15 protein-coding genes are annotated in these 23,309 nt (G+C 57.1%); 11 read left to right on the plus strand and 4 right to left on the minus strand.

Annotation, left to right across the window (positions count from 1 at the left end):
• Positions 1–378: 378 nt before the first annotated feature.
• The 5 genes from ACQK2L_RS21165 (at position 379) to ACQK2L_RS21185 (ending at position 9,517) form a co-directional block, all read left to right on the plus strand.
• Positions 379–1,170, plus strand: coding sequence for a hypothetical protein (locus ACQK2L_RS21165; RefSeq protein ID WP_425399039.1), 792 nt, complete (start codon positions 379–381; stop codon positions 1,168–1,170).
• Positions 1,171–1,438: 268 nt separating this feature from the next.
• Positions 1,439–3,346 carry an efflux RND transporter periplasmic adaptor subunit gene (locus ACQK2L_RS21170; protein ID WP_425399040.1) on the plus strand — a complete coding sequence of 636 codons (1,908 nt, stop codon included), beginning with the start codon at positions 1,439–1,441 and terminating at the stop codon, positions 3,344–3,346.
• Positions 3,343–6,855, plus strand: a complete 3,513-nt coding sequence (locus tag ACQK2L_RS21175; protein ID WP_425399041.1) for an efflux RND transporter permease subunit — start codon at positions 3,343–3,345, stop codon at positions 6,853–6,855. Before ACQK2L_RS21170 ends, ACQK2L_RS21175 begins: the two co-directional genes overlap by 4 nt.
• Before the next feature lie 91 nt (positions 6,856–6,946).
• Positions 6,947–7,768, plus strand: a complete 822-nt coding sequence (locus ACQK2L_RS21180) for a hypothetical protein (protein ID WP_425399042.1) — start codon at positions 6,947–6,949, stop codon at positions 7,766–7,768.
• 285 nt (positions 7,769–8,053) lie between these two features.
• Entirely contained in the window at positions 8,054–9,517 is a 1,464-nt protein-coding gene (locus tag ACQK2L_RS21185) for a TolC family protein (RefSeq protein WP_425399043.1), read from the plus strand.
• A 337-nt stretch (positions 9,518–9,854) separates the two neighbouring features.
• Here ACQK2L_RS21185 and ACQK2L_RS21190 read toward each other — a convergent pair whose 3' ends face one another.
• The 3 genes from ACQK2L_RS21190 to ACQK2L_RS21200 form a co-directional block, all read right to left on the minus strand.
• Positions 9,855–11,294, minus strand: a complete 1,440-nt coding sequence (locus tag ACQK2L_RS21190; RefSeq protein ID WP_425399044.1) for a PP2C family protein-serine/threonine phosphatase — start codon at positions 11,292–11,294, stop codon at positions 9,855–9,857.
• A 78-nt stretch (positions 11,295–11,372) separates the two neighbouring features.
• Complete coding sequence (locus ACQK2L_RS21195) at positions 11,373–12,032, minus strand: YHS domain-containing protein (RefSeq protein WP_425399045.1); 660 nt, start codon at positions 12,030–12,032, stop codon at positions 11,373–11,375.
• Between the two features lie 62 nt (positions 12,033–12,094).
• On the minus strand, positions 12,095–12,505 hold the full coding sequence (locus ACQK2L_RS21200) for a hypothetical protein (RefSeq protein ID WP_425399046.1): 411 nt from the start codon (positions 12,503–12,505) through the stop codon (positions 12,095–12,097).
• Between the two features lie 381 nt (positions 12,506–12,886).
• On the opposite strand from ACQK2L_RS21200, the gene ACQK2L_RS21205 reads away from it, so the two are divergent.
• On the plus strand, positions 12,887–13,420 hold the full coding sequence (locus ACQK2L_RS21205; protein WP_425399047.1) for an RNA polymerase sigma factor: 534 nt from the start codon (positions 12,887–12,889) through the stop codon (positions 13,418–13,420).
• Between the two features lie 2 nt (positions 13,421–13,422).
• Entirely contained in the window at positions 13,423–14,256 is an 834-nt protein-coding gene (locus ACQK2L_RS21210) for an anti-sigma factor family protein (RefSeq protein ID WP_425399048.1), read from the plus strand.
• Positions 14,257–14,280: 24 nt separating this feature from the next.
• Here the strand turns inward: ACQK2L_RS21210 and ACQK2L_RS21215 are convergent, their stop codons facing one another.
• On the minus strand, positions 14,281–15,135 hold the full coding sequence (locus ACQK2L_RS21215; protein ID WP_425399049.1) for a hypothetical protein: 855 nt from the start codon (positions 15,133–15,135) through the stop codon (positions 14,281–14,283).
• 437 nt (positions 15,136–15,572) lie between these two features.
• On the opposite strand from ACQK2L_RS21215, the gene ACQK2L_RS21220 reads away from it, so the two are divergent.
• The 4 genes from ACQK2L_RS21220 to ACQK2L_RS21235 all read left to right on the plus strand — a co-directional run bounded on the left by ACQK2L_RS21220 (position 15,573) and on the right by ACQK2L_RS21235 (position 23,247).
• On the plus strand, positions 15,573–16,037 hold the full coding sequence (locus ACQK2L_RS21220; protein WP_425399050.1) for a hypothetical protein: 465 nt from the start codon (positions 15,573–15,575) through the stop codon (positions 16,035–16,037).
• A gap of 51 nt (positions 16,038–16,088) precedes the next feature.
• Positions 16,089–16,304, plus strand: a complete 216-nt coding sequence (locus ACQK2L_RS21225) for a BON domain-containing protein (protein ID WP_425399051.1) — start codon at positions 16,089–16,091, stop codon at positions 16,302–16,304.
• Positions 16,305–16,433: 129 nt separating this feature from the next.
• Positions 16,434–19,040: an efflux RND transporter periplasmic adaptor subunit gene (locus ACQK2L_RS21230; RefSeq protein ID WP_425401112.1), complete on the plus strand. Its 2,607-nt coding sequence runs from the start codon at positions 16,434–16,436 to the stop codon at positions 19,038–19,040.
• Between the two features lie 25 nt (positions 19,041–19,065).
• Positions 19,066–23,247, plus strand: coding sequence for an efflux RND transporter permease subunit (locus ACQK2L_RS21235; RefSeq protein WP_425401113.1), 4,182 nt, complete (start codon positions 19,066–19,068; stop codon positions 23,245–23,247).
• The last annotated feature ends 62 nt before the right edge of the window (positions 23,248–23,309 follow it).

Genomic DNA, 23,309 nt, shown 5'->3' on the forward strand with positions numbered 1-23,309 from the left:
AAAAACTGCTAGCGTCCGTGTGCCATTGTCACTGCTTCGCATCGAACCTGATGCAACTAATGTGACTGTCTCTTGATGCCCCATTTGCACGCAGAGTCCACCAAGCCTGTTCGCTTGGAGGTCCGTGCATTCTTCATGTGAACTCGGAGGAGGAGCAGGATGTTCCCTTATGATCAATCGTGGGTACTCAGACTCTCAATCGTGGCCATTGCGATGAGTCTAGCCTTCAGCGGCACGAACGCCGTGGCAGGTTCTTGCTGCGGTGGTGGAGCGAGCACAACGCAGTCGGAAGCTTCCCCTGCACGGCGCGTCCCAATGCGCCAGCAGGTTGCGGACCCACTTTTTCAGGCCCCACATAGTGGCCAACTGACAAAGACCATGTGGAATTATTTTGAGGTCGTTTACGGCCCTCAAGAGACCCGGCTGTACACGTTTAATATGTTTCGCGATCCGCTACGTGTCGGAGGCGTGCAGGGGAAAGTGGTTTTGCACGTGCGAAGCACCGGGAAAAGCTACACGTATTCTCTGCATCACGTTCGCCCAGAAGCAGGACAAGATTACCTGGCGACCAGCGTCGACCTCACGCGGGTGAGGAAAGGAGATATGGACGTGGAGTTTAGCCTGAGTGATGTTCCTAGCGCCGCGGAATCAGAAACCAAGTTTGCCCAAGTGTTTGGATCGCCGGAGCCCGTGGCTGTCGCCCAAGCGAACGAATATCTGCCACCAACTCCCGCGGGGTTATCCGGAGGTCGCGGCAGCTGCTGCGCTGCTGGGGCAAGTTGCTGCAACTCGTCGGCGTCGGGAGCGATTGCCGACTGCTGTGGACAGCATGGACCAAACAATATCGGGATGGCAATGCCAGGTCCAACTGGCAGTCCGTCTCCAGTCCATCGCCTCCCTCCCGTTGCACAAAGCACTAACGGAGCTCAGGGCAGTGCAGCAAGCCCTGCGCCCAAGGTCGCAGTAATTGTAGTCGAGACTACTCCGGCTGACGACGCCGCCATTCGATTGCAGGGCATCTGCCCAGTGATGAAAACGGCGCTCGGCAGCCACGGTCCACCCACCAAGTTGTTGATCGGCGATCAAGTCTTATTTGTCTGCTGCAAGGGGTGCGTGGCCAAAGTGCAGAACGACCCGGCGGAGTATCTGGCGATGGTCGCCAAGCGTTAAATTATCGGAGTTCACTTCATTCACTCGAAAGGAATCGAGGCAAATCATGTTCAAGAGAATGTTCGGCTTCATTGTTGTAGTGGCCTGCTTGTCGTCCGTCGGATGCCTATCCACACGGAGCAGGACACCCAAGTCAACGGACTATTCGGCTCCTGCATCGAGCGGATCGTGTCCCCATTGTGGTTGAGTACTGCCAATTGCCGGTCGGCGGCGAGGATCTTCCCTCGTCGCCTGACCAGCTTCCTACAAATATCGAACGAGGTGCTCGATGAGCAATTCCAATGACCCAACTGTGAAGGACGAGACAACGTCTAATTCACCCACTCCATTGCAGCAGACGCCGACTTCCGGTTCTGTTGAGCGGGGCGACTCGCGCCGTTGGTGGGTGCAGTTGATCGCTGGTCCACTGCTCTTCCTCGCGGTAGGCGCGACTCTAATCGCAGCGCTTGGCCTAGCACAGCGTTGGGGCTGGGTAAGTGCCGGTAGTGGAGGTGAAATTGTAGCCAGCAGCGCAGGCGATACGCGAACCTATATCTGTCCTATGCTATGCACGCCGCCGCAGGTGGGGCCGGGGCGGTGCCCGGTGTGCGAGATGGAACTGGTACCAGCTGCTTCTGGCGGTGGCGCATCGGATACCAAATCGGTGCAGATCGATTCGGCTGGTCGCCGCATCGCTAATATCCGTACCGTGGCCGCACAGTCGAAACCGGTCACCAGGCAAATCCGTGCGGTGGGTGAGTTGCATTACGACGAAGGAGCACTGAAGACGATAGCGGCCTATGTTGATGGACGACTGGAACGCCTCTACGCCGACTACACCGGGGTGGTTGTTGAGAAGGGTGATCACTTGGCCTTGGTTTACTCGCCTCGGCTCTATTCGGCACAAGTTGAGCTACTGCTAGCCAAGCAGGCGCACAACGACAGTCGTGATTCTTCCCTGGCACGTGTGCAGCGTTCGAGCGAGGAGATTTATCGGAGCGCTCGGCAACGGCTCATCGAGCTAGGCATGACCGAAGAGCAAATCCTGGAGCTCGAATCGGCGAGCGAAGCGAACAGCCGACTGCACTTGTGCGCCCCCATAAGCGGAACGGTCATCAAGAAGTACGCCACCGAGGGGCAATACGTCAAAGAAGGACAGCCCATCTATGAGTTGGCAGACCTATCGACCGTCTGGCTGATGCTTCAGCTTTTCCCTGAAGACGCCGCCGCAATACGCTATGGCCAGCAGGTAACGGCGGTGGTTCAGTCGCTTCCGGGCCGCGAATTCACAGGTCGAGTGGCCTTCATTGATCCAGTGGTCGACACACAAAAGCGGACTGTCGGTGTAAGGGTGGTAATGCCTAACGAGAAGGGTCTTCTGCGGGTTGGTGACTTTGCCAAAGCTACCATCGAAACGCCCCTCGGCGCGGCGCCCGGTGGAGGACTCGTGTACGATCCGGAACTAGCCAGCAAGTGGATCAGCCCACGCCACCCGCAAGTAGTTGAGGATACACCCGGCAAGTGCCCGCTTTGTGACATCGATCTCGTGCCTGCCTCCGATCTTGGCTTTACGAGCGACCCGAGTGCCGCCGGGGAGGCATTGGTCGTTCCCCGCAGTGCGGTGCTAGTAGCCGGTGAGAGTTCGGTACTCTATGTCGAGACCGAACCAGGGCGATTCGAAATTCGCAACGTCGTCCTAGGCCCCAGGAGCGGTGACCAGGTAGTCGTTCTCGACGGGCTGGCCGCAGGGGAGAAGGTTGCGGTGTCCGGCAACTTCTTAATTGACTCACAAATGCAATTGGCCGGAAATGCTTCGCTGATTGATCCCACAAAGGCCGAGCCTTCGATGGAGTTCGACCTGGACGAAGATAACCTACCACCGATTGGCATGCCAATGATGATCGCTGCCGACGACCCAACTTCTCCATCTGCAATGACACCTATGAGTTCAGTAAATGCTGAGGACGAAGCCCTGGGTGAGCTATCACCAGAAGATGCGAAGCTGGTTGCACAGCAGGCGCTATGCCCAGTTACGGACATGGAACTTGGTTCGATGGGCATGCCGGTCAAGATGATGGTTGAAGGTCGTACCGTCTTCCTTTGCTGCGAAGGCTGCCGGTCACGGCTGCTAGCGGAACCGGCGAAATTCCTGGCCAAACTCGACTCTGCCGCGAATGGCACGGAGGTGTCACGATGATCAACGGACTACTCAATTTCTGTCTCCGCGAGCGATTGGTAGTGCTGATCGCAGCAGTTGCTCTCGTTGCCTACGGTTGGTACGCCACACAGAAAGTGCCTCTTGATGCGATCCCCAACGTGGGTGAGAACCAGGTGATCGTGCTCACCGAATGGCCCGGACGTTCTCCCAAAGACATCGAGGATCAGATCACCTACCCGTTGTCGGTCGCCCTGCAAGCTGTGCCCGGGTCGAAGAGTGTACGTGGCAAGAGCATGTTCGGCTTTAGCTTCGTGCAAGTTACCTTCGACGACGATGTGGACTTTTACTGGTCGCGTTCACGTGTGGCCGAGCAACTTACGACAGTCGGGGGCACGCTGCCCGAAGGGGTGTTTCCGCGCCTCGCCCCCGACGCAACAGCACTCGGTCAGATCTACTACTACGTCCTGGACCCGCCAGCAGGAATGGACTTGGCGGAACTCCGGTCGAAGCAAGACTTTTTCATCAAGTACTCCCTGCAGTCGGTGGACGGTGTTGCCGAGGTAGCGTCGATCGGCGGATACGTACGGCAGTACCAGGTTGAAGTCGATCCCGACGCGCTGCGGTACCACAACCTGCCGCTCAGCCGTGTGGTCCAGGCCGTCAAGGAGTCTAATATCGACGTTGGCGCAAAGACGGTCGAGACAAGTGGGATGGAGTTTCTGGTTCGCGGTCTGGGCTTCATCGGCTCCGGCAAGACCGAGGCCGAAACAATGGAGCAGATCGAGAATACAGTCGTCCAGACCCGGGACGGTGTCCCGGTGCGAGTGCGCGACCTCGCTCAGGTGCAAGTTGGGCCAGCATTCCGTCGGGGTGCATTGGACTACAACGGCCAGGAAGCGGTCGGTGGCGTGGTGGTGATGAGGTATGGCGAGAATCCACGTGACGTCATCGAGCGGGTCAAACAGAAGATCTCGTCGCTGGAGTCGGAACTCGATGGAATCAAGATTCATGGAGTCTACGATCGGACTCAATTGATCGACGAAACTGTCGCCACGCTAACCGAAGCGCTGAAGCATGAGACGCTCATCACCATCGCCGTGATGGTACTATTCCTGCTCCACGTGAGGGCGAGCATCGTGATCGCTGTTACGCTGCCGATGGCAGTGCTGATGGCATTCATCGCCATGAAGCTGTTTGGTGTGGACGCCAATATCATGTCGCTCGCTGGAATTGCGATCGCCATCGGCACCATGGTCGACATGGGGATCATTGTGCTAGAGAACATCTATGGCCACCTGGCCGAGTGGGAAGCCAGTGGACGCCCGGGCGGCGAGCGGAAACGACTAACCGTGATTCGGGAGTCGGCCAGCGAGGTCGTTCCGGCGGTGGTTACCGCTGTAAGTACGACGATTGTCAGCTTTCTACCAGTCTTCTTTCTAACCGGTCGCGATCATCGGTTGTTCGCACCGCTGGCGTGGACCAAGACGTTCGCTCTAGCGGCCAGTTTGATCGTGGCGGTAACGATTGTACCTCTCTTGTGCCGCATCTTCTTGCAGAGTTCTCGCATGAAACGCGCTCACAGCCTCCTCGCTGCAGTCGGGTTTGGGGTGTTGATTACTACCCTCACTTACTTCTTGTGGGGCGACGAACTGGAACGTCTCACGTCGCTGGCCCCTTGGGCGAGTGCGCCCCTTGCAGGTGTTTTGGGCCTTCTTGTCGGCTGGTGGATGTCCAAGGAGAAGATTCAGCCTCTGGAGGCGAACCCTGTCAGTCGTTTTGTGTTGTGGCTATACGCAGGCCGACTTCGACTGGCCCTGCGCCGCAAGGCACTGATGCTTTCGTTGCCAGCGATGATCTTTGTGCTGGGGTTGGGGGCTTGGATCGGATTGCCGACCGTACTCCAACCCGTTGAAAGTCTGTTCGAGACGTTGGGAGCGGACCTGAACAATGTCCCTGGCTACGTCAAAGTCAAGCATACCTTTACGGGACTGAAAAGCGACGACTGGATCGCCCTCGACGAGGGCAGTTGGTTTTACATGCCCAGCCTCTACCCGGCCGCGAGTTTCTCGCAGTCGATGGAGGTGCTACAAACCCAGGACGTGCTGATTAAACAGATTCCCGAAGTCGCAGACGTATTGGGAAAGATCGGTCGAGTGGAATCGGCGCTCGATCCAGCCCCTGCCGCCATGATCGAAACCTACGTGATGCTCAAACCTCGCGATCAGTGGCGTGAAGGCGTCACGCCTCGCGACGTCTGGGACGAGATCAACGCTGTGGCAACGCTGCCCGGAATCACACCGGCCTCGGCCCTGCAGCCCATCGAAGGTCGCGTAGTGATGCTGCAGAGCGGCATCAAGGCTTCGATGGCGGTGCGGATCTACGGCGACAGCCTAGAAGGCCTCGGTAAGGCTGCCATGAGCGTGGCCGAACACCTGCGAGAAAACCATTACGTTAATGCGGGGACCGTCAATCCCGACATCGTCATGGGCAAACCGTACTACGAGTTTGAAGTCGATCGGGAAGAATCGGCCCGCTACGGGATGACTACAATGATGGTCAACCAGATCGTATCGGCCGGACTCGGTGGTGTCGACGTCACGACGACCGTCGAGGGTCGGGAGCGGTACCCAATTCAAGTCCGCTATCAACGAAGTGTCCGTGAGCAACCCGACGAGTTGGGAAAAGTCTCGGTGGTTACTCCTACGGGCGATGTGGTGCCGCTTGATCGGCTCGCCGAAATGAGAACGACCTGGGGACCTGGCGCTATCAACAGCGAAGACGCGCGGCTTGTGGCTCACGTCTCTTTCTCACCCTCGGGAGCGGCGGGCGACATCGAAACGGTCGAGGCCGTGATGGATTCGCTCCGCTCGGCCCGGGCATCGGGCGAACTCCAGTTTCCTGACGGCAACTTTGAGCTGCAACCAGTCGGGTCGTTCCAGAATCAAATCGAAGCCAACCAACGTCTGATGTGGATCGTGCCCACGGTGATCCTGATCAATCTGTTGTTGCACTATCTCCATTTTCGCAACTTCCCCATTTCGCTAGTCGTATTCTCCGGCATCCCCGTCGCCGCGGCGGGCGGCATGATTGCCGTGGCCGTGATGGGCGTGGAGATGAACACAGCTATGTGGGTGGGGTTCATCGCATTGTTTGGCTTGGCGGCCGACGATGGGATCGTGATGGCGACCTATATGCGCGACACGCTCAAGAAGCGGGACATCCGCTGCGTGAACGACGTCCGTACGGCAATTTACGACGCCGGTTTGAAACGTATCCGGCCCTGCATGATGACGACAATCACCACGATTGTCGCGCTCATTCCAGTGCTGCTTTCCACTGGTCGTGGGGCCGACGTTGCCCGGGCAATGGCACTGCCAATCTTTGGTGGAATGCTAATTGAGCCTTTCACAACGTTTATTGTTCCAACGCTGTATTGTGCCTACGTCGAATTCAAGATGCGGGCCGGGCTGCGGGATGACTATTGGGAAGACACCGAGGCGGAAGAGTACGTCGCTGCGGAAGCGGCCTCCGTAAACCCCGCAGCGTAATTTAGCATTTAGTACTGAGGCGATTTTGACAATCGGGAGACACAACGACGCCGTTCGCGTCACTCCCACATTCTGTTGAAAGGAGATGGTGATGTATCGACTACCAATACTCACGGCATTTGCAGGCATTGTGCTGCTGGGGCAGTTCGCGACGGCTCAGACTGCCGACCAGCAGACAGAACAGCAGCGGCGGCAAGACCAACTGCGAATTGCAGTGCAGGCAATTTGCCCTGTGACCGGTGAGAAACTCGGTTCGATGGGAGATCCGATCAAGGTACAGGTCGGCGAGGAGACGGTATTCCTCTGCTGCAAAGGGTGCTTAAACAAGCAGGTGGATGCCGAACATTGGAAAACGATCCACGCCAACATGGCGAAGGCACAGAAGATCTGTCCCGTCATGAAGAAGCCGCTGCCGGAAGACGCGGAGTCGATCGTCGTCAACGGGCAACCCATCTTCATCTGCTGCCCGCCATGCGCAGATAAAATCAAAACCGACCCGGAAACCTACACCAAGCAGGTGGATGCTCTTTACACCGCTTCGATTCGCGATGACCTGCGTATCGCAGTACAAGACATCTGTCCCGTCTCGGGGCAGAAGCTTGGCTCCATGGGCGAACCCCTCAAGGTGCAGGTCGGCGAGGAGACCGTCTTCCTTTGCTGCAAAGGTTGCATGGGCAAGGAGATCAAGCGTGAGCACTGGGCCACGATCCACAACAACATCGCAAAAGCGCAGGGAACCTGCCCGGTGATGGGGGGCGACCTTCCCAAGACTCCCAAGTGGTCGATTGTCGAGGGGCAAGTGGTCTACGTCTGCTGCCCGCCATGCACCAAGAAGCTTGCCGCCGAGCCAGAAGAGTATCTGCGTAAGGTCGACGAACTCTACGTGGCTCACTTGGCCAAGGAACAGAACTGAGATGTGTTCTACTATGACATCTATTGGGTAACCTGCGAACGAGGGCCGGTCCCGAGCGTCTCGCCTCCCCCCTACATGGGGCGCTCGGACCGGCTTCTCCCGTAATCTACTTGCTAGACTGATGGCGCTCGGCCTAAGAAAGGATTACCTAACCGTTACCACCCAGCACCACCTGTAGGCGGTACGGTAGTATCGGAGATAACCACTTTAACAACGGTATCGCCTTCGCCGATTATCTCTGTGAAGTCTGTCGATGCGGCTACAACGAACTGGAGGGGGCCAAGGATGGCCGGACTACAAAAACTACTACTATGTACGGCCACCATCGCGGTCTTCGCTGCGGTGGGCTGTAGAGGCACTCGCCAGGTACGCGATGCAGAGTATGCTCACATCGCCAGTAACATCCATTACAACGACTCTTTTGCCGCAGCGGAGTCAGCAGTGCCGCCGACCCAAGGGCAATTCGACGGCGTCCAGTCGCTTGATCGTCTGGTCCAATTCGCCCTCTCGCAAAACCCAGAGGTGCAGGCGGCTCGCAAGCGGATGGAAGCAGCGGCCCACCGGGTCCCTGTGGAAGCCAGCTTGCCTGACCCGATGCTGGGAGTCACCGCCTACCCAGAGCAGGTGCAAACTGCGGCCGGGCAGCAAGAGCTTGCGTTGAATGTCAACCAGAAGTTCCCAGCTCGGCGAAAACTGAATACTCGTGCGGGCGTTGCCGAATCGCAAACCAACGTTGCCAGAGCGGAGTTGGCTGCGGTGGAGCTAGCAGTCGTCGAGCAAGTTAAGGTTTCGTACTACGAGCTGTTCTACATCCAGCAGGCGATCGAAATTACCGAAACGGAAGAGGAAGAGCTTGAAAAGATACGAGACACGGCAAACGCTCGCTACAAAGCCAATCTCACCAGTCAGCAAGACGTCCTTCGAGCCGACCTGGAACTCTCGAACATCGCCAACGAGTTGATTCGCCTCCACCAGCAACTCGATAGCACTCAGGCAAAGCTTGCTCGGGCCCTGCACATCTCGCCTCAAACGAACCTACTGGCGTCGGATCAACTTCTTGGTGAAGAAGCTCCGCAGGATCTCGACTGGCTGGAAAGACGCGCAGTCGCTGCGCGACCAGAACTACACGCGAAGCTGGCGGCGCTAGAACGCGACCGACGCACAGCTCAGCTTGCCCGGCTAGACTACGTCCCTGACCTGACGCTCGGGGCCACGTGGATCGACACAGCCAATGCAGGAATCAGTCCGGTCGCCAATGGACAAGATGCCGCCCTGATTACGGCGGGCATCAACCTCCCAATCTATCGTAAGCGACTCGATTCGGCCGTACGGTCCGCAGAGGCCAATGCCGTCGCCACGGCGCGACAGTACGACGCTTTGCGAGATGCCACGTTGGAGCAAGTAACCGACCTCTTCGCCAAGGCCCGCAGCCAGCAGGACCTGTTGCTTCTCTTCCGAGAGGACATCCTGCCGAAAGCTCGGCAGACGCTGGAGGTCTCGAACCGTGCCTACTCCGTGGGCGAAGTGGACTTCTTGCAGTTAATCGATAACTTCCGCCTGGTACTTCGGTACGAAGTAGCCAACAGCCGTCTCGAAGCGTCGTTGCGACAGACAATCGCATCGCTTGAGCGTGTGGTTGGTGGTCCGCTGTCTCAAATGGCTGAGAGCGTACCGCTGCCTCAGAGCAGCGAGATCGAAGATATGGAAGAAAACTCGATGCAGCTGCCGGAACCAGCACTGGCGGAATGACAACCGTAACGACCGCAAGTCACCATGACATGATAGTCAAAAGGGGGAGGCAAATGGGTTCTTGGCGTTCTTTCATCGGAATCACCATACTGGCATTGCTCACCTCAGCCGGGTGCGCACCGGCGTACCACTGGTACGAGGGCTGCCGGGTTCCGTGCAAGTACTGCACACCATCCCCCCTCCCCTATGAGTACTACGACGGATGCCCTTGCCACTCTTGCGCCGCTCAGCCTTATTTTACAAACACCAACTCGGACCTGATTAACCCGGCTGACGCATACGAGGACGGTGTGACAAGTGGAGTGACGCAAGGGCAATAACCACCCCCAACATAGGTCTACTCTGTTTCGCTTTGCTTTCGTTCAATCAGCAGCACGGTCACGTCGTCGGTCTGATTGGCTGAGCCGCGGTATTGCGTTAGCGATTGATTCAAGGCATCGACCACGCCAGTTGCGCCCGCCCCGCGGAACCTCTTGAGATGCTGCCCTATACGCTCACGGCCGAAAAGTTGCCCCGACGAATCGCCAGTCTCACATACGCCGTCCGTCACCAACAGCAGTCGATCATCCTGCTCAAAGTAGGTTCGAACATCCTCCCAGGCTGCATTACCCAAAACGCCAAGCGGCATTCCAGTCGACTCAAGCTGCTTCAATTCGCCTCCCTCACGAAAGAGCCACCCTGGTTCGTGACCTGCGCTCGCATAGTCTAGCCTGTATGAGTTCGGGTCGATACTGAGCACGAGCAGTGTCGCGAAGTCTCCGTCAAGGCTCATCGCACAGAATTGACGGTTGACCTCGGATAGCACCTGGGATGGAGCGAGGCAATGCTGGGCCGCTTGCGACATCAGCGATTTGAGCATCGCAGCGTTCATCGCGGCAGGGATTCCGTGGCCCGAAACGTCGGCAATGCAGAATAGCCATGTGCCGTCCGCCCGCTTAAGCACATCGAAATAGTCTCCACCAACATCGTTGGCTGGCACGAATAGGTGAGCAAAATGCACTCCGTCCGGCTTGACTCCGTTCGGTAGCAGATTGAGTTGAATCTCGCGAGCTTTGGCCATCTGGGTCTGACGAGCTTTCTCAGCTGTTGCCAAGGACTGGCTCATTAGGTTGATTTCTTCAGACAGGTACTCTAGCTCCCTTGTCCGGAATGAATCGGAACGGGCACCTAATTCCCCTTCTCGAATCCGTTGCACCGTCTCTACCAGCGCCTCGATCGGCTTAGTTATCACGTAGAGAAGCACCACATTGATGATCACAGCGGCTACACCTGCGATCAGAGCGAACCCAGCCGACCGACGGAGAACGTCTGCCCGAACCGCTTGCCGAACATTCTCCAGCGATTCCGAAACGTAAGCAGTAGCTAGCGGGGTGCTCTGCTCTGCGACGATCAACGATTCCCCACCCCGGGACGCCAGATGGTCGTTGCTGTCAGCCGTCTTCTGCATTGCCTGGAACATCTCCGGCGACGCACGACCATGAGCTACCGCCTGGAACTTTCTGTTGCCGATCACCACAGCAATATGATGCCCGGGGGAATCTGTGTCATGCATCAGGCCGCAGACGGAGTCGATGAATGCTTGAGTATCGTGCGGTCGATCCGCATGAATTCGGAGCAAGGCGGGTAGCAGTGTTTTAGCCTCTTCCTCCAAAGCAATTCGCTTACTCGTGAGCCCGCGGTTGAACGCGCGATGGTAGTCATAGCTGAGCAGCAGGACGGCTAGGACCAACACGGGGATGTTGACTGCAAGCAACAGACGCTTACCAATACTTGGCATCCGACGACACCTGGACGAAACAACTTCCTCTGCTTGATGTATCGAATTAGTCTCTTGGTACACTTGTCGCCCATCTGGTCATGTCGTCTTGACTTGTGCGTAACGAGCAGGATCTCTTTCGAACAACGAATGACAGTCTTCGGAGCAGAAATAGTAGGGGTGCCCGTAATAGGAACTTGCGGCGTTTGTTTCTGCAACGCTCAGCTTCATACCGCAGACCGGATCCGTCGCGACCCCAATATCACTTTGCCTCTGGCAGTCCAGGCGGAGGTAGGTGTCAATGAATTCCAGCAGTCGCTCCTCAACCCAATCAGCTAAACTGGCGTCGACGGTGTTTTGCAGTGGCGAATGCAATTGATCCTGCTCCACCAATGGGATGAATCTTGGCACTATTCGAGCATGAGAGCGAATGATTAATTGCTCAAAGCGGAGATCGTGCTCTACGGAGAAGGCGACAGAAGCATTAGCGGGAAAACGCTCCGTCCACTGGAAATGACAACTACGTGCGAGAGACTGGTCGCCACTGCAACTTGCGTTGGGAAATAGCCCAGCCACTGCCGTTAGCCGTGGCTGGATGACACCTTTGAGCAGCGTTCTCGCCTTCTCATCGAAAATCTGACGGCGATCTCGAATCTCCTGCATGTATCGACGTGCATCAGCGGTCGACCAGTGCTGCAAACGGCAAGTGTCTGTGACAACCTCGTGTACTCGCTTGGTAAATGTAGCGATGTCGGACACGCTTGCACCTCCTCGCACCAACAATGGTGCGACATAGACGCAACTCATCTGCTTCAAAACGCCTAATTCTCCAGCTTCGCCAAGTACTTGTCAGGATCGGCCAGCAACTTGTCCCGACAGCCTTCGCAGCAAATCCAAACTTGCTTGCCGTTCACGTCGACTTTTATCGGTGCGCCCATGACTCCCAGCATTTCACCGCTGACAGGGCAAAAGTGTTGCTTCATCGCCGAATCGGCGTCTTCGGGCGAGAGCTTCGCCAGCTCGGACTTCATCTGGTCCATGTCTGACATCCCAGTAGCGCCTTGGTCAGTGTGAGCCGCATGGTCGTGGTCGGCGTGCATGTCGTGCATGTCGTTCTGGGTCGCCTGAGGCTCGGACGGCGTCTCCGTCGCGGATGGGGCACCGCATCCAACGGCTACCAAGGCGACTATGGCAACTAGCGCAATTGAAAAACACAACGATGAATAGGTCATTTGATCCTCTCTACAGGTGTCTGAAAGTCGATGGCCCCAGCTCTATTCCTATGCGAGCTGAAGCCACCGACCGGGAGGGGGAAACTGCGGGTCCAAATCGGACGTCAGTAAATGCTCAAATCCTGTCTATTTCAGATAGATGCTCCTGGTTACGAGGTTCTTCACTTCTGTTGAAAAAACAATCCGCACCAAGGGGCTCCCACTCCACCCGAGCGGATCGCGATGGTAATCTGGGAGGTTGGCGAGACTAGAAACCACACTCGAAACCGGGCAGCGACCCCTGGTCTTAGTGTGGCACGGCCTCCCGCAACACTTTTTCCCGAAGAACCAAGCTCTCCCACGCATCTAACAGAGCGACGGAGAGCCAAAGATGCAGGAAGCATGCACCAAGACGACGAAAAACTTGTCCTCGCCTGCAAACGTGGCGACCGAGATGCCCAGAGGCGGCTGTTTGACGAAAGTCACGGCCGAATCTATCGGCTGATGGTCCGCATGGTGGGTGAGCAGGATGCCCCCGACGTGATGCAGCAGGCTTATATCCAGGTCTACCGCAAGCTTGGACAGTTTTCAGGCCGTTCGCGATTGAACACATGGGTCTATCGATTGGCGGTCAATGAGGCCCTGCAGCACCTACGCCGTAGGAAACGCCATCCGATGGCTTCCTTAGAATATGAACCGTGCGATCATCATGAATCGCACGAAAAGAGGACCGACCTCGCCGAAGCGCTGGACGCCGCCCTGGCTTCGGTGGATGAAGAGTTGAAGACCATTTTTCTCCTGCGCGAAGTGGAAGAACTACCGTACGTAACGATTGCTGAGATTCTCAATATTCCCGAAGGGACCGTCGGTTCGCGTCTAAACCGTGCCCGCAGGGAGTTGCAGGATCGGCTTGCGCACGTGGGTTGGAGCCCTTAACGATGAAATGTTCAGAGGCACAAGACCGACTATCCGCCTACGTGGATAATGAACTCCCTGCTGATTTGTGCGAACAGGTAGCGGCGCACGTCAGCAGTTGCTCGGCCTGCGCGGCAAAGGTCGAGTTCGCGAGGGAGTTGGCGGGTGAGGTTCGAGCGATGCCGGCCCCCGCGCCTCCCCCAGGCCTGTGGGAAGCCATCGAGGCACGCCTCGAAAACGAAGAACAGCTGAGTCACGTTGGTGACACGAATGTCCGACGCTGGTGGGCAACACCTCGGGCTGCTTGGGCGATCGCCGCTTCTGTTCTGCTGGCGTTAACCGCAGGATTGTTGGCGACGAACCACTTTGCGGGCGACCACGGGCACGAAACGATGGCCGCCAATTTCGACCTGTACCTCGCGAAGTTTGCTGTGGACCCGGAGCAGGCGCACCAGACGCTAGTGGCAACGTACAACGGTCAGTTGATCACCCCGGAGGAGGCCGAGAAATCTCTAGGTTTTCGCCCCGTTGCCACCAGTACTGCGGGAGACTTTACCGTCGAGCAGACGTATGCTCTGGAGATGCCCTGTTGCCGTTGCAGCCTGTCAGTCTGCCGCCGAGCCGATGGTGGTGTGATGACCGTGCTGGAGCACGTCGATCCACAACCGATGTGGTTCGGTGACCGATCCCGCGTCGAGTGCATCTGCGGTGGCAAGCCGACAAGTGTCGTCGAGCTTAGTGGACAACTGGCAGCTAGTTGGCGACAGGGAGAGCGGCAGATTACGGTAATCGGAGCCGGTGACTTGGAAGAGGTGACGCGCTTGGTGGACAGCCTGAGCAAAGACGCAAGTGGATGAGCCAGGGATTGCAGCGTTTACGTTCTATCTTGAGGAAACCAGCGGCCTGCTCGTCTCCATGGCTGGGGAGGCCGCGTGGTGCAGCCATTGACTCCGCAGTTCGCCGATACCGTTGATGTCGTAGACATCCCTTAATGCCTGGTCGTATCCCTTGCTTTGGGCCAACTTCACCAAGGTCAGCAGCCGCGCAGGCTTGCCGCGGTCGGCCAGGAACTCTACCAGGGATAAACTCTGGCCGTAGAATGCCGCGGCTTGCTCGCGCGATGTGAGACGCTCGAGTTCCAGAAGTTCGGCCAATTCGATAGCTTCTCCATTCTGAAGTGCTCGATGGCAATCGCGATAATGAAGTGCTCGCTTCTCTTCTGAGTCCGCCAGCGTTGCGATGCCTTCGTCAATCCAGGGTGGCGGCTGTCGGCCCTCAAAAAAATCAGCCAGCACGACGTGAGTCAGCTCGTGTGCCAGGGCAGGGCATTCTCCCTTCTCGTTGACAAGTACATCGACCCGCCGCTCGACGATCTGGCCAGCGACACATTTGATGAAACTCGCCCCGGAAGTCTGACCTCCCCCACCACCGACAGCCCGCAAATAGGTCGACCGATTGGGGTGAACCACGATCTCGCAGCGTGGCCGCCAAGGCTGTTGTGGTTCACCGGCGAGCCAGCGACCGTGCGCCTCACGCCTTGTCTTGGTTGCCAGAGCAACCACCTCCGATGCCTTCGGCCCACCAGCGTAGGTGCGGAGGTTGAAACTCTCCGCATCTAGGTGCTCTTGATTGGCAGTAGCTTCCTTCGGTTCGGCCCAGGCGCACGCTCCCAATAGGGACAACAGGACCAGGGCAATCGCTGCGGGCGTTTGCTTGAAAAGCTTATGGGCGAGCAAGTCAGACTATCCAAGTGGGCTGGGAGCAAACCTAACCCACGGAAAGAAGACTTGCGGGTCGGCAATGGATGGCATCCAGAGCCGAGATAGTCAAATCTCATGCCAAAGGTGATTCATTTCTTCATGGCGAGGGGGATGGCGTCCTGCATTCGATAAAACGTGTGCCAGAAAGGACACCTGATGAGTGCAGATTGGCTGCGGCAAATACCGCCATTGCCAGGAAGAGCAGCATGTCCTGCAAAGCTTCTGCGCAGTCCCTGTTCGTTCCCCTTGTTCTCCCAGGTGAACTATTTCCAACGGAGGGATGAAGGAACGCCTGCCCTAGCGCATCAAACTAGGCAGAGAAGACAAGTTGCAGCGAGGGACAGTGGGTCCCCGCTCACTCAAGCGCAGGACGCGATCCTTAAGCTGGCTCACAAGGAGCCGGGAGGCGGAAGATGTTTCGCACAGTTGTATTGTCAGTGGCGGTTCTGGGGTTGGTGCTAGGTAGTGAAGCGTTTGCTCAACGCGATGCCGGAGCCAAAGCACGTAGAGAGTTCGGTAAGGGCTTCTGGAATTCTCAGTCGCGTGCCAGAGTAACCCGATCGACGCCAATTCGCGTGGTCTCGCCTGTTCAAGCTTCGAATCAGGCGAACACAGCGCTGGCGGCCGAGAGTTACCGCAGCTTCTCCTACGAGCCAGCACCTGAGGTAACTAAGGAAGAGACCCCGCAAGCTGCGGCTCCGGCAACCAAGGCCGAGACGCAAAGTCCCTGCCAGGCGACTCCCTCGGTAACCTATCGCAGTTTCTCCTATGAGCCAGGCGCCAACGTATCGCCCCGATACGAGGTGCGACGCAGTAGCGCCCCGCGGCACGTGACCCCGCCACAGGTGCGATTACATCCAGGCACTCGGAGCTATTGACTGCGATTCGAGCGAGGTCCCAAACGAGGTGCATATAGCCTCCTCTGAGCGATGAGTTCCATCGAGCGTACTCTGAGCGACCAATATTCGAAGAGCGGGTACGCCGAATTGGCCAAGCTCTCGGTGACTGTAGACGAGAACGGCCGCGTGGTAACACTACGCGGCCGTGTTTCGTCCTACTACCTCAAGCAACGTGCCCAAGAAGTTGCTAAATTGGTTGTGGAAGCTCACCTCATACGCAACCTCATCGATGTCGCCCATTTCTAGACTATCCATTATGTTGTCAACTAGGACTCTGAATCAAAATACCCTACGGAGTGAGAAGCCGTGAGCACATCCAGCAAGCCGGCCGCATGGTGGCAGCGAATCAACGGACAAGACTGGAAGGGCCTTGCGGTGCAGGCTCTGTTCTTCATTGTGGTCGGCTTCATACTCGCCCTGTTTCTGCGAGGTTCGTCCTCATCGGACAGCGCACTCACTCCGGCAACGACCGCCGTTTCATCGAGTGGGGCAAGCCTGTGGACTTGCTCAATGCATCCCCAGATTAGGTCTACATCGCCTGGCAAGTGCCCAATCTGCGGCATGGACCTGATTCCAGTCGCCAATACTTCTGGCGGGATGCGGACTCTTACGATCAGCCCTGAAACGCGGGCCTTGATGAACATTGCGTCGGCCCCTGTGGAGCGAAAGTATGTCTCGCACGATGTACCGATGGTGGGCAAGGTCGACTATGACGAAACCAAGCTTGGCTACATCAGTGCTTGGGTTCCCGGCAGGCTCGATCGTCTCTATGTCGATTACACCGGCATCGCAGTGAATGCGGGCGACCATATGGTTTACATCTATAGCCCGGAACTCTATTCCGCACAGGAGGAATTGATCCAGGCAATCAAATACCAATCGGAACAAGGGCGTGGGAATCGATTCACCCCATCGCTCGATTTGGTGGAGTCGGCGCGCGAGAAGCTGCGTCTACTTGGGCTTAAAGAGGAACAGATTCGCGAGATCGAACAGCGCGACCAGCCGAGCGACCACCTGACCATCTACTCACCTCTTAGCGGCGTGGTGATCGACAAACTCAAGCAGGAAGGCGACTACGTGAAGACCGGCGAACGGATCTACACAGTCGCCGACCTGGATCAGGTGTGGGTCCACCTGGATGCCTACGAATCGGATCTACCTTGGATTCGCTACGGACAAGATGTGACGATCACCACCGAAGCGTATCCCGGTGAAGAGTTTCACGGCCGCATCTCGTTTATTCAACCGGTGCTCAATGACAAGACGCGCACCGTAAAAGTCCGGGTGAATGTTCCGAACCCTACTGGCAAGTTGAAGCCAGAAATGTTCGTCCGCGCCGTGGCCCGCCCTCAAGTGGCGGCCGAGGGGCGAGTGATCGACCCCAGCCTTGCCGGAAAGTGGATCTGCCCCATGCATCCCGAAGTCGTCAAGGACGAGCCGGGCACGTGCAACATCTGCGGCATGGATTTGGTGCAAGCCGAGTCACTTGGGTTTGTGACGGCAGAGACCGACGAACGAGTGGCCCCGCTCGTGATTCCCTATTCCGCGGCCCTAGTAACCGGGCGTCGGGCGATAGTGTATGTCGAGTTGCCGGAGCTACCCAAAGGTGTAGAAACCGCGTATCAGGGAATTTCTGCTTCGATTCAAGCAGGCGACCTTCAGCAGATCCGTGAGGCGAACGGAGTCTTTAGCAAAGTACTTGACCGAGCGTATGGCCAGTCCGGCACCCAGTATGCCCGTCAGACCTGGAACACGTACGCCGACGAACTCGCCCCCTTCGTATTGGCAGGCAGCCGAGCATCCAGCATTGAGCAAGCGAAACAAGCGTTCGCGGGAATGGAATCGGTCATGGAGCGAGTGCATGAGCAGTTCGCTCCCACGGGGCAGCCCACGTTCGAAGGACGAGAAATCGTACTCGGGCCGCGTGCCGGAAACTACTACCTCGTTAGCCATGGTCTGCAAGAGGGAGAGCTGGTTGTCACGCAAGGCAACTTCAAGATCGACGCTGAAATCCAAATTCAAGCCAAGCCCAGCATGATGACTCCCGAAGGCGGTGGAGGTGGCGGCCATCATCACGGGGGTGGCCCCACCAAGCCGGCAGGAGGTGACGAGCACGCGGGCCATCAGATGTCGTTACCACCGGAATTCGTTGCTCACATCCAAGCTCTGCAAGACGCCTATCAGCAGGTTACTCAGGCGGTCGAAAGCAAGAATCTCGACCAAGTAAGGTTGGCGTTCTCCCAATTCGGATCAAGCCTTGCGGCTGTCGATGGTTCACAGCTGTCTGGCCATGCTCGCATGCAGTGGAACGAGTTCAACATGCTCTTGGGCAACGATGCGTTTGAAGGGCAAGACGTCAAACAGCTGGATGAGGCGGACCAGGTGTTCCTCTTGCTCAAAGGGCACATGCGGCGGATGCGCGAGCAGCTTGGCGTGCAGACAGAACAACCACCAGCTACCGAACGTTTGGCTGTGCCCGAGGAGTTTCAAACCAAGCTTGCCGCCGCGTGGAATCACTATCGGGCTATTCAGCGGGAGCTGGCTGCTGACAATCCGCAAAACGCTCAAGTGGCAGCCATCAGCCTGCAAACGACAATCAACGCAGTGGACCCCACTGGCCTAAGCCCGCGTGCCGTCGAAGTCTGGCAACGGGAACGAGCCAACATGAGCACACTAACTGCTTCCCTTGGCGACAAGTCCGACTTGAAAGACATGCGGACAGCATTCAAACCGCTATCGGAAGAAGTAGGAGTGCTGGCGAAGACGTTCGGCTTTGGCGATGCCAATCCCGTTTTCGAGCTGCACTGTCCGATGGCATTCCAAGGGCAAGGTGCCGTGTGGTACCAGGAGGATGATCAGGTAAAGAACCCTTACTACGGCTCATCCATGCTGACGTGTGCCGACCGTGTGGAACGGGTGGTTCATGACGAACCCACTATGCCAGGTTCGCAGCGCGACCATCAAGACCATTCGCAACACTGAGATTCTCAATATCCCGGAATCGTCGATGATTGACCGTGTCATTCGTTTCTGCCTAGAAAACAAGCTCATTGTCTCGCTGATCGTCATTGCGGTCGTGGGATGGGGCGTGCTGGTTGCGCCGTTCGACTGGGAGGTGGGGGCTTTGCCCCGCGATCCTGTACCGACGGATGCGATCCCCGACATCGGCGAGAACCAGCAAATCGTGTTCACCCGATGGATGGGCAGGTCGCCACAGGATGTCGAAGACCAGATCAGCTATCCGCTCACCGTGGCCCTGTTGGGCGTACCGGGCGTGAAGACGATCCGCAGCTATTCGTTCTTTGGGTTTTCAAGCATCTACGTCATCTTCGATGAAGACGTGGAGTTCTATTGGTCGCGGACCCGCGTGCTAGAAAAGCTGAACAGCCTTCCATCCGGAACGCTGCCTGAGGGGGTGCAGCCTGCACTGGGACCAGACGCAACGCCGCTGGGACAAATCTACTGGTACACGCTTGAAGGTCGCGACCCCGATGGTAAGCCTATCGGCGGATGGGATCTGAATGAGTTGCGAACCATCCAGGATTGGTACGTCCGCTACTCCTTGCTGTCGGCCGAAGGCATCAGTGAAGTGGCATCCGTCGGCGGTTTCGTACAGGAGTACCAAATCGATGTCGATCCCGATGCCATGCGTGCGGCTCGTGTGACCATCGATGATGTCTTCATGGCCGTGAAGAAGTCCAATATCGACGTTGGTGCCCGGACCATCGAAATCAACAAGGCGGAGTACTTCATCCGCGGCCTTGGCTTCGTCAAGGATGTCGAAGACCTGGAGTACAGCGTCGTCGCAGTAAACGACAACGTGCCGATTTACGTCAAAGACGTGGCCCATGTGTCGCTCGGCCCTGCGCTGCGTCGAGGAGCGCTGGATAAAGGTGGCGCCGAGGCAGTAGGTGGTGTGGCTGTAGTCCGTTACGGCTTCAACCCGCTGGCGGCAATTAAGAATGTGAAGCAGAAGATAAGTGAATTCGAAGATGGCCTCCCCACGAAGGCGATCATCGACTATCGACAGGCAACTCGTGAAGAGGCTGCTGACTACGCCGAGCAGCATGGTTTCGACGCCTTTGCCAGCGATGACCTCCTAAATGACGATGAGTGGGTCAAGCACCTGCGGTCCACTCCCCGAAATGAGTGGCCAAGCTGGGTAACTACGAGCCAAGTCACGGTTGTGCCGTTCTACGACCGAACCGGCCTGATTTATGAGACACTCGGCACGCTGAACAAGGCGCTCGTCGAAGAAATCTTGGTTACCGTGATCGTGATCCTGGTCATGGTGATGCACCTGCGAAGCTCCCTACTGATTAGTGCGCTGCTGCCATTGGCCGTGCTGATGTGCTTTATCGCCATGAAGACCTTTGGTGTCGACGCGAACATCGTGGCACTATCGGGCATCGCCATCGCTATTGGCACAATGGTCGACATGGGGATCATCCTCTGCGAGAACATCCTGAAGCATTTAGACGAGACGGAAGCCCAGGAGAACCGACTGGAGGTAATTTACCGGGCGGCCAGTGAGGTAGGAGGCGCGGTAGTAACCGCCGTCTCTACGACGATCGTCAGCTTTTTGCCAGTGTTCACGATGATCGGTGCGGAAGGGAAACTCTTTAAACCACTAGCTTTCACAAAAACATTCGCCTTGGCCGCATCGGTGATCGTCGCACTGACCATCATCCCACCGGTTGCCCACGTCCTGTTCACAACGCGTGTCGACTCGCGCATGCTCAAACGCATCCTTTATGCAGGACTGATGGTCGCAGGAGTGATTCTTGGGGTCTGGATCGCTTGGTGGGCGGGTCTCATCATCGCTGCGCTTGGGCTCTTCAAATTCGTCGAAGAAACTCTGCCGGACAGCCATCAAACATGGCGAGACCGCATGCAAAACCTCAGCCTGCTCTTGGCCAATGGGGCGGCGGTGTTGCTGGTCGGCACCATGCTGACGGAGGATTGGCTGCCATTGGGCCCCGAGAGCGGTTTCTTAAGCAACTTCTTCTTTGTAGCTCTCCTGATTGGCGGCCTGCTGGCTTTCTTTCATCTCTTTCAGCACCACCTGTACCGTCCACTCTTACGCTGGAGTCTAGACCACAAGGGGCTCTTTCTTATTGCACCAGCGCTGGTACTCCTGTTCGGGTTCAGTGCTTGGCTAGGACCGGCGGTGCTGCTAGGTCGCATTCCGCAGCAATACGAGGCACAGGATTTATCCAGCGAAGACCTGCAGCAACTCTCTTCGCTGGAGCGGTTCAAATATGAAATGGCAGGTGTCCGTTCCAAAACTTGGGCCGATGACGTCGCGGTCCGTCCGCTGGGTGCAAGGCTGAAATGGACGCTCGCCAAGAGTTGGGAGGGTTTTGGGAAAGAATTCATGCCGCCGCTCGACGAGGGTTCGTTCCTATACATGCCGACTACAATGCCACACGCCTCCATCGGTGAGGCTCTCAGCGTCCTACAGCTGCAGGATCGCCGCATCAACGCCGTCCCCGAGGTGGAACTGGCTGTTGGCAAGCTCGGACGAGTGGAGAGCCCGCTGGACCCGGCACCCATCTCGATGATCGAAACCGTCATCAACTACAAATCCGAATATCTGGTAGATAAAGACGGACACCGCATCAACTACAAATTCACCCCCGATGAGGTTGACTTCTTCCGTGACGCCAGTGGTATTCCCATGGAAGCAGGAGATGGGCAGCCGTATCAGGTTCAGGGCAAGTATCCGAGGGATGACACAGGTCAATTAATAGAAGATCCCGCCGGTGTTCCATTCCGCCAGTGGCGAGCACCACTCGATCCCGCACTCAATCCTGGCCGGAAGTCGTGGTCCGGCATCAAGACACCGGACGATATTTGGCACGAGATCGTGGACGCCGCGCAAGTACCCGGCACGACCTCCGCTCCACGTCTGCAACCAATCGCGGCTCGCATCGTGATGCTTCAAAGTGGCATGCGGGCGCCGATGGGGGTGAAAGTGAAAGGACCCGATTTGGACACGATTGAAAGCGTGGCTCTCGACATCGAACGATTCTTGAAAGAGGTCCCGAGCGTGCAAGCATCTGCGGTGATTGCCGACCGGATCGTGGGCAAGCCCTACCTCGAAATCAACTTCGATCGCCAGAAAATTGCTAGGTACGGCCTCAACATCCAAGATGTGCAAGACGTGGTAGAGGTCGCCATCGGCGGCATGCCAATCACGACCACCGTCGAGGGGCGGAAACGCTTCCCAGTCCGAGTACGCTACATGCGAGAATTGCGCAACGAGATTGAAGAACTCGAGAAGATATTGATACCTGCCAAGGATGGTTCGCAGATTCCGCTGGCACAAGTTGCCGATATCGAGTACGTCCGGGGCCCACAGGTAATCAAGAGTGAAGATACATTTCTCATCGGATACGTACTGTTCGACATGAAACCAGGCAAGGCGGAGGTCAATGTCGTCGAAGATGCCCAACGTTACCTGAAGAAGAAAATCGACTCCGGAGAATTCGTGGTTCCTCCCGGCGTCAGCTACACCTTCGCGGGCAACTATGAGAATCAGATCCGCTCCCAAAAGACGCTAATGGTTGTCCTCCCGTTGGCGTTGTTTGTCATCTTCATCATTCTCTACTTGCAGTTCCGTTCGGTAATCACGACATGCATCGTGTTTCTTGGCGTTCCACTGGCCTGGTCCGGTGGATTCATCATGCTGTGGCTCTACGGACAGCCATGGTTCATGGACTTCAGCCTGTTTGGAGCCGACATGCAGACGCTATTTCAGATTCACCCGATCAATCTCAGTGTGGCGGTGTGGGTCGGCTTTCTCGCGCTATTCGGCATTGCCACGGACGATGGCGTGGTGATTGCTACCTACCTGGATCAGAGCTTCTACCGCCACAAGATCACTACTACCCAAGAAGCGCGGGCGGCGACGCTTGAAGCGGGACTACGCCGCGTACGACCAGCCTTGATGACCGTGGCGACGACGATCCTCGCTTTGCTTCCCGTACTGACCTCCACCGGCCGGGGGGCCGACATTATGGTTCCCATGGCAATTCCAAGCTTCGGCGGCATGTGCATCGTGATTATCACGATGTTTACCGTACCGGTTCTGTACTGCGCCATCCAGGAGTGGAAGTTGAGGCTGGGAATCAAGGATCCGCGTTTCGCAGCACATGATGCGGAACCGCCTTCAGTCACCACCTGAAGGTGCCTTGAGGGTGTCCGCCGCCAATACAACTTCTTCCTCAAAACCCACACCAGGTAGCG

This window comes from Aeoliella sp. (assembly GCF_965227375.1).
GTDB lineage: Bacteria > Planctomycetota > Planctomycetia > Pirellulales > Lacipirellulaceae > Aeoliella.